A 13666-nucleotide genomic window follows, 5' to 3' on the forward strand; every position below is an offset into this window, starting at 1 on the left:
GAGCTTCGACGGGGCGATGCCGAGTTGTTTCGCCGCGTCAGTGATGCAAATCGAACCCTCGGCGGCGGCAAGACGGCGGATTGCTGCGAGCTTGGGTGCTTGAAGCTCAAGAACGCCAAGCAGGCGCTGCGTCTCCTTGGCCTGGTCAGCGGCAAGCTGGAGTGCCTCGGCGTAATTGGCCGGGATGCGAGGGGTGGCCTGCTCTTCCAGTTCGCGCCAGCGAAGAACCACTACCATGCGAAGTGGTGCGCTGTAGCCGGTCAGCAGGCAGTCGGTGTGCTCACGGTCGAGCATGTACTCGGTCTGACTGCGGTTTTGGCCGTCCAGATAGGTGCGCTCAAAACTGAGCGCATCTTTTTTCAAGTCCGCCAGCATCGATGCGATGTCACGCTTGACGTTCTTGTGCTGCTTCCCGGTCAGTTCAGCGATCTCGCGAGACGACATGACCTGACGCGTCATTACCTTCGGCATGTAGAGAACTGACGAATCAGGCGGGGTATTGCTCTGGGGGTTAGTGGTGTGCATAATCGACCTCGCAAACGCTGTAGAAAGAGCCGACCTAGACCGTCGGCTTTTTTGTGCCTGGGATTTAGTGGATCTTCGAAGCGATGAGTGATGCTTGGTCGGCCATGGCGACTGCATGGGCGGCAAGAGAGCGGCAGAAGGATTCGAAGGACTCGGCGTAGATGTGGTCCTTGTCATCGAACACGCCATCAGCGAACACTTTCCCACCCAACCCGGCGACCAGGCCGAAGTTCGTGGCGATGCCAGCGAACACTTGCAGAGCGTCATCCACACCGGAACCGATCTGCTTGACGGCCAGCAAGCCGTAACGACTTGCCAGCTCAGTCAGAGCGCGGTCGCGCCATGGCTGATCCAAGGCGGCCACCCACGACTCTTCAATCCACGACGGGATCTCGATACGGTCTCCGCTGTCATCAAGCCAGCGCTCGACGCGCTTGCTCCATGCTTTGTAAGCGCGGCCGTATGCCTGCATGTCGGAGGACTTGGTCATCGCCTGCAGGTCGGGAAATCCTTTCTCCTTGCAACGAGCCGGCGCGCGGTCGAACAGCTGGTGATTGAGCTGCTCGGCAAAACCGTCCTGGCTCAGGCTGGTTCGGGCGATCATGTCGCGGGCAATGGCAACCAGCACCGCATCGCGTGTTTCGTGTCGCAAGTTCGACGTTTCCATGAGGCTCTCTCGCTCGTAATCTGTGGTCATGCCATTTCGCTACTACTAATCAAGGACGAGTCGATGACCGCCCCAACTTCTTCAAGCGACGGACTTGCCTGGATGGGCTTCAGCAAGAAGCCAGGACGGCTCAAAGGGCTTGCCCCTGGCGGCAGCGAGCGCAGCGATACGCTCTGCATATCGAGTCTCGCCTGTGTACTCAGTACGAGGCAGGCACTCTGCAGACAGCCACTTGTAAACCGCGCGGGGCGACTTGCCGCATGCCAGGGCAACCACTGGTACGCCGCCGGCGTCATCAATCGATTTCTTAAGCGGGCCCATGTGGCCTCCATAGACAATATGAACTTGCAGTACATGTTATGTCGGAACTGAAAGTACATGCAAGGCCATGCGATATTGAACCTATGGTTCAAATAGAAGAAATCCGCACTGCCTTCGCCTCTCGCCTCAAAAAGTCACTTGCTGCTAAAGGCATTGATCAATGGGGAGCGGGCGCTCGCCTTGCAGAAGTAGCGAAAGTCACTCCGAAAGCTGCGAGCAAATGGCTGAATGGCGAGTCGATTCCAGGCCCAGCAAAAATGCATGCGATTGCTGATTTTTTGGGCGTAAGAATCGAATGGCTGCAACACGCATCGGGGGATGGCCCAGAGGCATTCGCACCTCAACAAGCCAGGGAAGCGCCGGATCTAGTCCCCCCTTCCGCTGCAGACAAGATCCGCCAGATGCTTGCCGGGAAAAGCTTGGGGGAAGATCGGCTGCAGAAGTTGCTGGCCGTTGCTGAGGGGAACGAGCCAGAGGGAACAGTCAACGTACTCATAAACGATGCCTACAGGCCCGGCAAGGTCGGAGACGAGGTCTGGATTGCCCACTACGACGTGCGCGGCGCGCTGGGCGACGGTGAAGTCGCTCACGACTATCCCGAGTTGCTTCAGGACGTACGCGTCAGCCCTTCCCAGCTGCGGTCGATGGGTGTTGAGTTCAAAGAACACTATCACCTGAAGGTGATAACCGGCTGGGGGCAGTCGATGACGCCCACGATCAAGCATGGCGACCCTTGCCTGGTCGACATTAGCATCAAGGAATTCATCGGCGACGGGATCTACTATTTCTCCTACGGCGGATTCCAGTACATCAAGCGACTGCAGATGAAAGGTAAGGGCAAATTCAAGATGATCTCGGACAACAAAAAGCACCCCGCCGAGGACATCTTTGCTGAGGAAACATACATCCAGGCGCGCGTGCTTTTCGTTTGGAACGGGAATTTGGTGTGACAGCCATTTTAAAAAACTAAATTTGTTTCATGATTTTTTGCACGAAAAGGGAATTTATGGCATTCGAGCTGAAACACGTCGTCATTCATTATTTTGAAAAGGATCAAGGCGCTACGACCATCGACAGGGCGAAGACGGTGATAAAGCCGCTGTTTGACCCTACCATCGCTACCCTCACATCCCTTGCGGAAGGCATAAACAGCCTGTTGGGAAAAAAGGGGAATAACGTTGTCTGGGGGCAATTCAACTCAGACAACAGGGAAGGCCTCTTTCCAGAAGAGAACGAAAAATTCGCGCGCGACATCAGTGCCGATAACTTTGAGTCTCTGACCAGGGTCGCGCTCACCGAACTTGTAAATCAGGCAGAACAGGAAAGCTTTGCTACAGGGGGGCATACCCTTTTTGCTCACTATATCAGCGACGCAGTGCCCTTTGTGCTGATCGCTAACATCAAGCAACGAGACGGCTTACGACTGGGGCCGGATTACATACCAATTAACAGCGTCGATATAGACATGAGCAAGGTGCATCAAGCATGCAGAATTAACCTTGCGCGATTTTCTGAATCCGTCCTTGGTACAGATGGTGATGAAGATGACGAAGAACTGGATAAAACCTACCTTTGCTTCATCAGCAAAGGCAGAGATAGTGAAGCTTCTGCATACTTCATTAAAGCCCTCGGATGCACTCCCGGCATAGCATCTAAAAGAGCCACGGCAAATGCTATAGATATAGTAGAAGATTTTTTTAGAGACAACGAAACATTAGCGCCCTATAGCACCCAAGCTAAGGACAATGTCGTTGCCTATCTTAATAAAAAGCATAGCGATGGTGAAAAGGCAACGATATCAGGAATTCAAACTGCGGCGTCTTCGGCCATACCGCCTGAACTGTCTGATCTGGTGCTGCAACTAGACAGTCTTGCCGAAGTATTGAACTCCGAAGAGTCTAAGGTGCCCGATGAGTTTACCGTAAGCAAGTCTATACTAGATAAAAAAACCAAGATACGAGGAAAGTCGAGCCGATGGTCGGCACAGTTTGACCGAAGCGCTTTGGGGACTAGCATTGATAAAGTAATCTGCTACAATCGCGCGGAGGGTAAATTGGTTTTCTCAGAAATACCTGATGATATGAAGCAAATAATCGAGGCTGAATTGAACAGTCGATAGGGAATCAAAAAGAGATGTTTAACTGCATTGTCGAGCTCTTCAGACTAGTTGGAAAACCAGAGTTAACACAGACTGGTTCCTTCAAATGGTCTGGAAAGCCTGACAAGCCATTACAGGACTTGATCTCGTCAGTCCGCAATGCACCAGTAGTTTATGGGGAAATGAACTATTACAGGGAAAAACTCGATGCGATAAGCTTTGAGTTCACTCCTATATCATCTGGTGAAAATGCTTTCTTTACTGACTACGCCTCACTGATTGAGAAAACCCCTTCACTCGGCTGTGGCGAAACAGTTAAAAGCTTTTATCTGATCGCCGATGATTGGTCGCCGATTGATAAAACCAAGAACTCTCAGCACGAAAAGATCCAGAAAATATGCAGATTAATCAAAGACCTTTCTAAGGTTTCTTTGTCTGCACATGCGCAGCAGTCTTGTTACAACCTAGTATTCTCGACTCCTAGCGGCAATAACAAGCCCCCGAAGACGTTGATGATTGAGACTAAGCTCAATCAGACAGTTCTTGATTTTGATGTCAGCAAGACCTCTTTGATAAGCACTTTGGCCAGCGAGGAAAACAAGGGCAGAATCCATTTAGAGGAGCGTCGTGCAATCCTAAACGGTGCCATTTGTGAGAAACTAGAATCCTTCCCAGAGAGCCAGCCTGACAAATTCATTGTTCTTCTAAAAGCTTGGAATGAAATACTTGACATCTACTGGCGAAATTTTCAGATATATATCCATTCATTTTCATTCGAAAAGGTTCGTAAGGAGTTCGCCCAAGCTGAACTCGACTACGCAACAAAACTAAGCTCAGCATTTAGCGATATCGCAGGCAAGATGCTCGCCCTTCCCCTGTCTTTAGTCGCCATTGTCACCTTAAGCAGAGCTACTGATATGATCGAAATCGCTGTTACTTCGCTAGGATTAATTATGGCGTCGGTGATTTTGCTTGGAATACTATTCAACCAGCTACTAAATATTCAGCGATTGAATAGCAGCCTTACAACCTCGTTCGAGAATCTTTCTAAATCGATCACCACATATCCGAAAAACCTTCAGAACCTCATTAATCACTCTAAGCAAGGTATACAACGCCAGAAATCAGTTGTTAGCATGACGATGATTGTTTTCTCAATACTCTCCGTTGTACCGGGGGGTGGCGCTACGCTCATAATATTTAGCCGCTACGCGCAGTCATGGCATGAATGGCTGCTGCAAAACTTTCACTCTTATTAAGGTAAAATTTGCAAGTTGATTTACTTCACTCTCACCCGCTCAGAAAGCTGGCTGTGTAACAACATCGTATTGCCTATCGGACTGAAAAGCCCGCTAATGAGCGGGCTTTTTTGTGCTCATCAGAAAGGCGCCGGCTCCTCTGTCTCGAATGCATCTGCAGCCTGGGCGGGCCGTTCCTCATCCGCCGACGGCTCCCACTTCAAGGTTATCGACGCATCTTCGTGATTGTGCGCCAGCTCAATCCCGTCCGCCTCTGAGAGCGCACTCACGATCTCGCTCCACTCCCTCTCCCCGTCCGTATCCAGCCGATGAATCCTGACCTCCCTTCGCTCCTGGGCGATCGGGTGGTTGATCATCGACGACACGCGCAGAGATAGCCGCTCCATCGCGCTCATCGGTTTCGGTACTGCTTCCTTTTTCTTGCCTTGCTGCGCCATAAGTTCCTCCCAATAAGACTGTATATACATCCAGTAGTCGAGGGCGAGCATAGCGAACCTTAGGTTCGTCGTAAATCCTAAATCCGCGAGCGGTGAACCCCCTGGAACCAGTCATGGAAATAATTTGTACTTTTGGTACTTGACTGAATATGAACCACTAGTTCATATTTGACTTATCGCAGCGAACAACCACTGCGAGCTGCCAACCGAGGTAGCCGCTATTTAACAACCAGCAGCAATAAATCAACAGACCGCATTGCCTCTACCGGCGACCGGCGATCAGACAGGCGAACGAGGAAAGCCTGCCAACGACAGGGAAAACCCTGGACGGCTGATCTATGACGAGACGTCAGAACCGCGTGAATGACCCGGCAAGCAGTGCGCCCCGCCACCCCGGCGGTAATGGGAAAGATTTCACTGGCTGGCCTTGGAAACAGGGCCAGACGGGAAATCAACCAGAGCAAACATCATGACCACTACGCCTCTGCAAATTTCCTACCTGATCGAAGGCGAGCAGAAAGGCGCCGAGTTCGCCGGCGACCTCTACGAGGGTTTGTTTCACGCTGCCCGGCAGCTGACCGGGCAAGAACGTCTTCGGCTAATCGGCGAGCTGCTGGCCCGGCACGCCGAGATTGAGTCCGATTGGCGATAGGACAACCAGCGCCAGCGTCAGCCTGACGAAAACTGCCCGATACCCTGGAACGTTTGAACGCTGACCAGGCCGCATCGGGGTGCGATCTTGCCGGAACGTGCATACCGGTTACCTGCCAGCCCAGCACGGGGCATCAAATCCGGCAGGTTGAGGGCTCGCCCTCGAAGATCGTAGCCCGATGCGGAGAGTCCACACCGTTAAGCACTGCCAATGTGTGTGGGCGAAGCACCTTGCCGCGCTATGAAGTGCTATCGCTGACGGTTGAAGCTGGATCCTGAATCCCTGTGGGTCAGCTGTACCAGTCTGTATTCCTCCTTGACCTGAGCAACGAGGTCGGAAACGGCCCTCATTGTGGTCAAGCTGGATATTGGAATGCCAGGCACGGTCAGACCCACCTCGTCCGTTGAAGGATTCACGAGCTGAATCGTCATGGTGCCGACAGTGTTGACTGTGCAGATACATTTCTGAGGCAAGAAACTTGACTCGATGATGCGGCGCAATTCGAGACTGGAGAGCATGGAGCGTTCCTTCCTAGAACATCGACCTCGGTCTGACCATCATAGCAACAGACATCAATCGGTCGCGCGACATTGCGACAACAACATCAACTAAACAGAGGATGACCGCCATGAAATAACAAATAGCAACCGGCCTACCGCATCAGGCGGCGCCGGCAAGCAAGGTTCACGTAGGGAGGCCTTGTGAACCAGCGATATCGAAAGCCCCACGTCGATGGGGCTTTTTTTCACCCAGCGTCTACCCGTCAGCACTCTCCCCTGCGCCCAATCGGCTTACGTCAGGCGGCCAGAGTGCTGACGAGTACACGCACAACCACATGAGGAATCGCCATGCATCAGGCATTTCAAGACCGTATCGTCGAGCTGGGGGCTTTGCTCCAACGCTCAAGCGCCGCCCGCGGCGAGTTCAGCAAGCGCACGGACCGGGCAATGCCTGGTAGCAGGGTCCGCTTTCAGGTACTCAGCAAAGCGCGCAACTCGTACAGCGTCGTTGAGCTCGCAACCGGCGCACTGCGCGGTGGGTTCAACAACTGGAAGGAGGCTGTGAACTTCGCGCAGCACCTTGAGGCACAGCCCAACCTGAGGCTGGTGCAATGATCGGCGAAAGCGTACCGGACCAACACAAGCAGGCCATCGCGCAACTGTCCGCGCAGATCGATTACTTCCTCGCCACCGGCCACAGGATCCAGCAGATCGATCAGGGCGTCAGCGCCAACGCGCCGCTGCTGGGCACCACGAATCATCTGGAAACGCTCAAGGCCAAGCGCGCAAGGCGTGCACCACGGATTCGTGCACTTGCCGAGGCCGGCCTGAACGCGCGCCAGATCGGCATGAAGATCGGCGTCGATACCCGCACCGTCGCCCTCACCGCCCGAGAGCACTGCATCACATTCACATCGGCTACCTGATGCGGCGCCTATTCAAGTGCGCCAACCAGCGCCGGCGGCAGACCTGGCTCACCATGCCAGCGCACCAGATCGGAGATTCACCAGATGGAAAAGACAGCAGCGGCGAAGCACTCGGCGGACTACCGTCGGCGCCAGAAAGAGGAGAAGGAAAAGCTGGGGATCGAAACGCTGGAGGTCGATGCCCCAGTGGGCACTCGGTCGGGCATGACGCTTGCGATGAAGGACCACGGGTACAAGCAGATTCAGGAGCTGTGGCAGGATCTGGCGTTGGCGTTTCTTTCGATGCCGTTTGAAGAGCAGGCGCGGCGACTGCGCAAGCCTGACGCGGCAGCTTTCGTAGTGACGCCGAAACTAGCGCGTCAGTACGAGAGGAAAGCGCAAGCAGAATGGAGAGCCGATCCGGGCGACGAGATCATCAGCCCGGTTACGCACGCATAACATCAGACGCTGCATGTTATGCAGGTCTGACAAATCACTGGATCACAGGCAACGCATCCGCCGCTGACTCGATCGCGCTTGAGGCCTCACCTACATCCTCCGCATCGTAGAATCGCTCGCCCAACATCGACTGAATCGCCAACTCCGTGAGCTCGTCGATATCAACGCAGCATTCCTGCGCTGCAACAAGCACCGCCTTCAGCGCCATCCGTAAAACCCTTTCTTTGTCTTCGCTCATCATGTGCGTTCCTTGACTGTTTGAATTACTGACTCCACGGGACCTGGAGTCCTGCGGTCCACTAGCGGTCTATTTGTATAGCCTTAACCGCTGACTCGATTTCACAGACCGCCATCGGTATGTGTACTGAGTCATAAGCCTTGAAACGCAAGAGCTCGCTGACTGCCGACCGAGTCAGCAGATCAAGATCAAGCCCTTGCTTACGAGCCGCGCTAAGGATGGCTTTCAGAGCCAGCCCTATCGCAAACCTCCTATCTTCGCTCATGACCGTATCCCTTCCTCTGGAGCGGTAAGCGTAGGCCATTATCCCGCTGACAGCGGGCCTGGCTTCACTAGGGTGGCAGCGTATCAACCGCCATCTCAATAGCAACTGCGGCCTCAGTTACGTCATTCGAGTCATACCGCTTCTCCCTGACCATGAGCCGAATAGCCGCCTTGGTCAGCTCGTCCAGATCGATACGCAGATCCCGAGCTGCGCCTAGCAACCCTTTAAGCGCCATCCGCAAAACCTTCTCGCTGTCTTCGCTCATGGCCGCATTCCTTTTTTGGGGAGAGCTAAGCGTAGGCCATTTCCTGCGAATCCCCACGCCCGAGGATAAGTAATGTCTCCCTACAAGATGGCCGGGACGACTGTCGTGAGCTTTTCCGGCGGCCGGACCAGCGCCTACATGCTGCGCCAGGTGCTGGACAGCAACGATGATCTGGGCGATTTGATCGTCACCTTCGCCAACACCGGCAAGGAGCACCCCGCCACTCTGGATTTCGTACAGGAGTGTTCCGAGCGCTGGGGCGTGCCGATTGTTTGGCTTGAGTACCGCGACGATGAGCGCGGCTTCGCGATCGTGAATTACGAAACCGCCAGCCGCGACGGGCAGCCGTTCGAAGACCTGATCAGGAAACGCAGCTACCTGCCGAATCCGGTCACTCGATTCTGCACCATCGACCTGAAGATCAGGGTCATCCACAAATACCTTCGGATGGTCGGCTGCTCCACCGAAGAGACGCCGGTGGACATGATGACCGGGATCCGCGCAGATGAGCCCAGGCGCGTGGCGAAGATCCGACACCGCAAGACCACAAGCGAGAGCAAGCACGCAACCATGGTAATGCCGCTGGCGGATGCAGGCGTGGGCGTGCAGGACGTGACCAACTTCTGGAAAGAACAACCCTTCGATCTGATGCTGCCGACCATCAATGGCCGGACCCTGGAAGGCAATTGCGACCTGTGCTTCCTCAAAGGTGCCAAGCAGGTTTACTCGATCATCGCCAGCGATCGCCAGAAAGCTGAGTGGTGGGCGCGCATGGAGCGCACTGCGAAATCAAGCTCAAGCATCACTGGTGATGGCGCGCTGTTCCGCTTCGACCGACCGAGCTATCAGCAGATGCTCGACTACTCCGACACTCAATTCGACATGTTCGCCGACCACGAAGAAGCCATTGCGTGCTTCTGCGGCGATTGACCGAGGCCATCCCATGCCCGAACCCATCGAACCCGTCCCGCGCGTCTCGGCCACCGTATTCCCCGGCCTGGACGGCAATCACCGCATCAGCCTTCACTGGTTCCATCAGATTCATCTGACACCCGCAGAAGCGCTGACCATTGCACGAGAAATCAACCAACACGCCATCGACGCCATGCGGGCAGACGGTGAGCGGGAGGAAGTAAGCCATGAATCAATGTAAGCGTTTGAGCGATTGTCCTGCGGATCGATTGGCGCAGTGCCGAGGGGATTGCGCGCCGGCGGGTGATGGTGTCGATTTTGGCGTCGATGGCCGATCGGTCCGCGTGTCACAGGAGGCGTACTCGATCTTTCTCGCCCGGGAGCAGATGGGCAAGGACCGCGTAGCCGCCATGCAGCAGCGCCTGAACATCGCTGATCAGCGGGTGTGTGATCTGCAATCCGAGTTGGCTGAAAGCCGCAAGGTTCAATTGTCGGGGTGCGAATTCACCGAGCATGAGCTGCTCGCCCGAGCTGTCCGGGCTGCACGCGGAACTTCGAGAGGAGCCGTGCAGAGGTGGGTCGCGACGAAAAACGCCTTTGGTTGCGGGTCCGGCGTAGCCAATGCCCTTTGCCGCCGATTTGGATTCGATCCTGACGAGATGGTGAAACCATGACCAAAACAGCCGAACTGCTGCCGTGCCCGTTTTGCGGCAATGACGAACTGACCGCCGAGCCAGAAACTACATACGTCATGTGTCACGGCTGTGATGCAGACGGCCCAATGACAAAGCCCGGTGAAGCCGTAAAAGCATGGAACACCCGCGCCGCCGCCGAGGATGTCAGCGCAGTGGCGGCTGCGGCCCTTCTCCCAGAACTGACCAGCGATCTTCGTGAAATCCTCGGGCGCCCGAACTTCACCTGCCACTTCATCGCCAAGGCGCTGCGGCTGATGGGCTTCGACATCCCTCAAAAATCTGAGGAAGAACAGGCCGTAACCATTTACTGGATGCTTGGGCACTACCTTCGAGATCCGGTGAACTGGCGTGACGCCGCTTCCGCCGAACTGAAAGCCAGCATGCCAGAACCACCCGATCATCAATAACCCCGCCGCCCGCTCGGCCCCACCCTATCCCTATTGTCTGCTGCGATTACGCGGCAGCCTGACTGAGATGAAGGTGCAGCTCAACGAACGCTTCCTGCTGCGCGCTTACCGCCGATTTCCATTCGTTAGTACCTATTGATGATGCCGAGATCAACCCCGCCATGACAGCGGTTGCGTCCTCTAGTACCAAAATCAACTGCTGCGCTGCGTCTGTGAAATCTTGAGCGGACTGCATGTGAAATATCCTCAAACGTGAAGCAACCGAACATCGGACTCTAATGCATCCGAGCCATCGCTGAAGCATTCATTCCTCCAGTCGGATCGCCGGTCCCCCCTTATCCCTATTGCCTGCTGCGTATGCGGCGAGGAGATCACGTGCCCGCAGTAAAAGAACGCCCGATCCTGTTCTCGGCGCCGATGGTGCGCGCCATCCTAGAAAGTCGGAAGACGGTCACGCGCCGGGCCGTTAAAGCCTGGCAACAGCCTCAAATCGAAGATGACGGATCGTGGTTTGCAGTCGCCCAGCGTCACCCCCGGTGGGGATTTGGAGTAAGCGGAGATGATGCGGCGGAATGCGCTGCAGAGCTGGCGCGCTCAGGCTGCTGCCCTTACGGCGGACCCGGCGAACGCATGTGGGTGCGTGAGACTTGGGCCCAGCCCGCGAACCTTGATCCCGGCCCTACGGTTTACCGAGCGACTTATCCCGATTGCATCAAGGGTCAGGGCTGGGAAAACCTTCCACCATCGAGCGCGATCCGCTGGAAACCCAGCATCCACATGTTCAGGCGTGACAGCCGCATCCTGCTTGAGATAACCGACGTCCGCGTCGAGCGGCTGCAGGACATCAACGAGGACCAGGCTATGTCTGAGGGTGTGGATACCCAGGCCGTGGCGTCGTTTCGTGGCACCGGGGTAGATCGCCCGGCCGGGTTCGCTTTTCGGGACCTGTGGATCTCGATCAACGGCCCAGACGCATGGGCCGCCAACCCATGGGTCTGGGTCGTCGAGTTCAAGCGGGTGACGCCATGAACCTGATCGACTGCTACGTCACCGAGATCATTGGCGCGCCATATCGGAAGTTCGGCTGCTGGTGGGTTGATGTCGAGTACGTCAGCGAGGGCCGCCCCGGCAAGTCCAATCTGATGTTCAAAACCGAGGCCGCCGCAAAGGCTGTCGCGATCGGTCACGTCTTCCAGTCCTAACCCCTTCCCCATCTACCCACATGCCTCCCGGTGTACGGCGGGCGGGAGAATTGCGTCCATGAAAGCTCTTTCCATACGCCAGCCGTGGGCCTGGCTGATCATCCACGGCGGCAAGGACATCGAGAACCGCACCTGGCACACGAGGTTGCGTGGGAGGTTCCTGGTGCATGCCGCCAAAGGCATGACCAGCGCCGAATATGCTGCGGCCTGTAATTTTTGCCACCAGAATTGCCTGCCACAGCCTCCATGCTTCGATGATCTGCGCCGCGGTGGAATCATTGGATCTGTCAATTTGGTGGATAGCGTCGATACCAGCGATTCGCCGTGGTACATGGGCGAGAAAGGTTTCGTGCTGCGCGATCCACAGGCGCTGCCATTCACACCACTCAAAGGTCGCCTTAACTTCTTCGAAGTGCCGCAACCACTCAACCCCGCATAGACCCCGCACGGGGAAGAGGTATCCGATGAAGCGTGAATTGATCAAGATCAGCGAATTTCAGCGGCGGCGCTGGGGCGAAAACGGGACACCTCCCTGCCCCCAGGCAATCCGCAACCACATCCGAGACGGCAAGCTTCCAGGCGAGCAGATCGGGAAACTCTGGTATATCGACTGGGCGGCATTCAACAAAGCCGCCGGCAACGATCTCGTCGCGATGGTATTGAAAGGAGCTGCATGATGGTCCCACGGCCGCGCAACAAGTCGAACAAAGGCTTGCCGCAGAACCTTTATCTGGATGACCGGCGCGGGACATACCGGTACCGGCGCCCAACTGATGGGAAGTGGTTTCAGTTCGGCACCGATCGGGTCAAGGCTGTGGATGCGGCCAAGCAACTGAATTTGGCATTCATGCAGGGCGCCGACCTGGTCGGCGTAGTATTGGGCGAATCAGCCGAGCTGTTCACCGCCTTCCTGGATGATTACGAGAAGAACGTGCTGCCGCCACGCGAGCTGTCTAAGGGAACGCTGGGACTTTACGCCGTGCACTTCCGTAGATTCCGACGTGAGTTCGAAGGAAAGGCTGTCGATCAGATCTCGATCCGCATGATCGCGCAAATGCTCGACCTGTTGACGCCGCGCACAGCCAACCAGTGCCGGGCGCTGCTGATCGACATTTTCAATCACGCGGCGGCGAAAGGGCTGTGCCCCGACAACCCAGCGGCGAGCACGATCAACCGCATCGAGAAGAAAACCCGCAAACGGCATACGATCGACGGCCTCAAGGCTATTCGGGAGAAGGCACCGGCCTGGCTGCAAAACGCGATCGACCTGGCGCTGATCACTGCGCAGCGGCGCACCGATATCCTCGCGATGAAGTTCGAAGACGTGAAAGACGGCTATCTCTATGTGGTGCAGCAGAAGACTTCGAAGGCCAGTGACGCGGCGTGGATCAGGTTTAGGGTGACGCCCGAACTGCAGCGAGTGATCAGCCATTGCCGTGACAACGTCGTTTCCCCTTTCCTGGTGCACCGCAGACCTGATCGGAAGAGGCAAAAGCAGGCTGAGACTAAAGAGCACTGGACCAAGGTTGAGGAGCGTTACTTGACGAGGGCATTCAAGGACGCCAGGGAGGCGGCGGATTGCTACAAGGGGTGGAAGGAAGAGGAGATGCCAGGCTTCCACGAAGTCAGGGCGCTGTCGCTGCACCTGTACAAGAAAGCCGGGAAAGATGGGCAGAAGATCGCCGGGCACGCCAGCGAGGGGATGACCAAAAACTACCAGAAGGAGCACGCCGAGGTGATCTGGTCGGAGGCCATTCCGGACCTCGATATCAGCGAAATCGCCGGATAGTTTTGCGCCAGTTTTGCGCGGGTTTTGCGCACGCCAAAAACGAAAAAGGGAATCGCGCCGGTAAGTGGCT

Annotated in this window: 23 protein-coding genes; 16 read left to right on the top strand and 7 right to left on the bottom strand. The window is 55.8% G+C overall.

Annotation, left to right across the window (positions count from 1 at the left end; translation table 11 throughout):
* On the bottom strand, positions 1-459 hold a 459-nt coding region (locus tag ACYASU_RS11945; RefSeq protein ID WP_463582928.1), incomplete at its 3' end, for a Rha family transcriptional regulator.
* A 130-nt stretch (positions 460-589) separates the two neighbouring features.
* Entirely contained in the window at positions 590-1177 is a 588-nt protein-coding gene (locus tag ACYASU_RS11950; protein WP_463582929.1) for a hypothetical protein, read from the bottom strand.
* Between the two features lie 419 nt (positions 1178-1596).
* Between ACYASU_RS11950 and ACYASU_RS11955 the strand changes: the two genes are divergently transcribed.
* From ACYASU_RS11955 to ACYASU_RS11965, 3 genes are read left to right on the top strand one after another with little or no spacing between them, the layout of a single operon-like run.
* Positions 1597-2463, top strand: coding sequence for an XRE family transcriptional regulator (locus ACYASU_RS11955; RefSeq protein WP_463582986.1), 867 nt, complete (start codon positions 1597-1599; stop codon positions 2461-2463).
* A 56-nt stretch (positions 2464-2519) separates the two neighbouring features.
* Positions 2520-3632, top strand: coding sequence for a nucleoid-associated protein (locus ACYASU_RS11960; protein WP_463582930.1), 1113 nt, complete (start codon positions 2520-2522; stop codon positions 3630-3632).
* A 14-nt stretch (positions 3633-3646) separates the two neighbouring features.
* Entirely contained in the window at positions 3647-4870 is a 1224-nt protein-coding gene (locus tag ACYASU_RS11965) for a hypothetical protein (RefSeq protein WP_463582931.1), read from the top strand.
* A 119-nt stretch (positions 4871-4989) separates the two neighbouring features.
* Here ACYASU_RS11965 and ACYASU_RS11970 read toward each other — a convergent pair whose 3' ends face one another.
* Positions 4990-5358, bottom strand: a complete 369-nt coding sequence (locus ACYASU_RS11970; protein WP_463582932.1) for a DUF1654 domain-containing protein — start codon at positions 5356-5358, stop codon at positions 4990-4992.
* 418 nt (positions 5359-5776) lie between these two features.
* Between ACYASU_RS11970 and ACYASU_RS11975 the strand changes: the two genes are divergently transcribed.
* Positions 5777-5959 (top strand): hypothetical protein, encoded by a 183-nt coding sequence (locus ACYASU_RS11975; protein ID WP_463582933.1) that lies wholly within the window; start codon positions 5777-5779, stop codon positions 5957-5959.
* Positions 5960-6207: 248 nt separating this feature from the next.
* Here the strand turns inward: ACYASU_RS11975 and ACYASU_RS11980 are convergent, their stop codons facing one another.
* Positions 6208-6477 carry a DUF1652 domain-containing protein gene (locus ACYASU_RS11980; protein ID WP_463582934.1) on the bottom strand — a complete coding sequence of 90 codons (270 nt, stop codon included), beginning with the start codon at positions 6475-6477 and terminating at the stop codon, positions 6208-6210.
* A 330-nt stretch (positions 6478-6807) separates the two neighbouring features.
* On the opposite strand from ACYASU_RS11980, the gene ACYASU_RS11985 reads away from it, so the two are divergent.
* The 3 genes from ACYASU_RS11985 to ACYASU_RS11995 all read left to right on the top strand — a co-directional run bounded on the left by ACYASU_RS11985 (position 6808) and on the right by ACYASU_RS11995 (position 7823).
* Positions 6808-7074: a hypothetical protein gene (locus tag ACYASU_RS11985; protein ID WP_463582935.1), complete on the top strand. Its 267-nt coding sequence runs from the start codon at positions 6808-6810 to the stop codon at positions 7072-7074.
* Complete coding sequence (locus tag ACYASU_RS11990; protein ID WP_463582936.1) at positions 7071-7385, top strand: hypothetical protein; 315 nt, start codon at positions 7071-7073, stop codon at positions 7383-7385. The genes ACYASU_RS11985 and ACYASU_RS11990 overlap by 4 nt, the downstream gene beginning before the upstream one ends.
* 84 nt (positions 7386-7469) lie before the next feature.
* Positions 7470-7823: a hypothetical protein gene (locus ACYASU_RS11995; protein ID WP_463582937.1), complete on the top strand. Its 354-nt coding sequence runs from the start codon at positions 7470-7472 to the stop codon at positions 7821-7823.
* Positions 7824-7857: 34 nt separating this feature from the next.
* Here the strand turns inward: ACYASU_RS11995 and ACYASU_RS12000 are convergent, their stop codons facing one another.
* Together ACYASU_RS12000 and ACYASU_RS12005 are read right to left on the bottom strand one after the other, a co-directional pair.
* Positions 7858-8064, bottom strand: a complete 207-nt coding sequence (locus tag ACYASU_RS12000; RefSeq protein WP_463582938.1) for a hypothetical protein — start codon at positions 8062-8064, stop codon at positions 7858-7860.
* A 329-nt stretch (positions 8065-8393) separates the two neighbouring features.
* Positions 8394-8591 (bottom strand): hypothetical protein, encoded by a 198-nt coding sequence (locus ACYASU_RS12005; RefSeq protein WP_463582939.1) that lies wholly within the window; start codon positions 8589-8591, stop codon positions 8394-8396.
* A 72-nt stretch (positions 8592-8663) separates the two neighbouring features.
* Between ACYASU_RS12005 and ACYASU_RS12010 the strand changes: the two genes are divergently transcribed.
* Genes ACYASU_RS12010 through ACYASU_RS12025 form a run of 4 tightly spaced genes read left to right on the top strand, consistent with a single transcriptional unit; the run spans position 8664 to position 10605 of the window.
* The gene (locus ACYASU_RS12010; RefSeq protein ID WP_463582940.1) at positions 8664-9521 is read left to right on the top strand and encodes a phosphoadenosine phosphosulfate reductase domain-containing protein; all 858 of its coding nucleotides are present in this window, start codon (positions 8664-8666) and stop codon (positions 9519-9521) included.
* 13 nt (positions 9522-9534) lie between these two features.
* Complete coding sequence (locus ACYASU_RS12015; RefSeq protein WP_463582941.1) at positions 9535-9744, top strand: hypothetical protein; 210 nt, start codon at positions 9535-9537, stop codon at positions 9742-9744.
* Positions 9731-10177 (top strand): hypothetical protein, encoded by a 447-nt coding sequence (locus ACYASU_RS12020; protein WP_463582942.1) that lies wholly within the window; start codon positions 9731-9733, stop codon positions 10175-10177. Before ACYASU_RS12015 ends, ACYASU_RS12020 begins: the two co-directional genes overlap by 14 nt.
* Positions 10174-10605, top strand: a complete 432-nt coding sequence (locus ACYASU_RS12025) for a Lar family restriction alleviation protein (protein ID WP_463582943.1) — start codon at positions 10174-10176, stop codon at positions 10603-10605. Before ACYASU_RS12020 ends, ACYASU_RS12025 begins: the two co-directional genes overlap by 4 nt.
* A 46-nt stretch (positions 10606-10651) precedes the next feature.
* On the opposite strand, the gene ACYASU_RS12030 is transcribed toward ACYASU_RS12025, so the two are convergent.
* Complete coding sequence (locus tag ACYASU_RS12030; protein ID WP_463582944.1) at positions 10652-10840, bottom strand: hypothetical protein; 189 nt, start codon at positions 10838-10840, stop codon at positions 10652-10654.
* 140 nt (positions 10841-10980) lie between these two features.
* Between ACYASU_RS12030 and ACYASU_RS12035 the strand changes: the two genes are divergently transcribed.
* Genes ACYASU_RS12035 through ACYASU_RS12055 form a run of 5 tightly spaced genes read left to right on the top strand, consistent with a single transcriptional unit; the run spans position 10981 to position 13596 of the window.
* The gene (locus tag ACYASU_RS12035) at positions 10981-11634 is read left to right on the top strand and encodes a hypothetical protein (protein ID WP_463582945.1); all 654 of its coding nucleotides are present in this window, start codon (positions 10981-10983) and stop codon (positions 11632-11634) included.
* On the top strand, positions 11631-11807 hold the full coding sequence (locus ACYASU_RS12040; protein ID WP_463582946.1) for a hypothetical protein: 177 nt from the start codon (positions 11631-11633) through the stop codon (positions 11805-11807). Before ACYASU_RS12035 ends, ACYASU_RS12040 begins: the two co-directional genes overlap by 4 nt.
* A 58-nt stretch (positions 11808-11865) precedes the next feature.
* Positions 11866-12246 (top strand): ASCH domain-containing protein, encoded by a 381-nt coding sequence (locus ACYASU_RS12045; protein ID WP_463582947.1) that lies wholly within the window; start codon positions 11866-11868, stop codon positions 12244-12246.
* Between the two features lie 25 nt (positions 12247-12271).
* Positions 12272-12484, top strand: coding sequence for a hypothetical protein (locus ACYASU_RS12050; protein ID WP_463582948.1), 213 nt, complete (start codon positions 12272-12274; stop codon positions 12482-12484).
* Entirely contained in the window at positions 12484-13596 is a 1113-nt protein-coding gene (locus tag ACYASU_RS12055) for a tyrosine-type recombinase/integrase (protein ID WP_463582987.1), read from the top strand. Before ACYASU_RS12050 ends, ACYASU_RS12055 begins: the two co-directional genes overlap by 1 nt.
* The last annotated feature ends 70 nt before the right edge of the window (positions 13597-13666 follow it).

The sequence above is a fragment of the Pseudomonas sp. HP_12 genome (assembly GCF_055283955.1).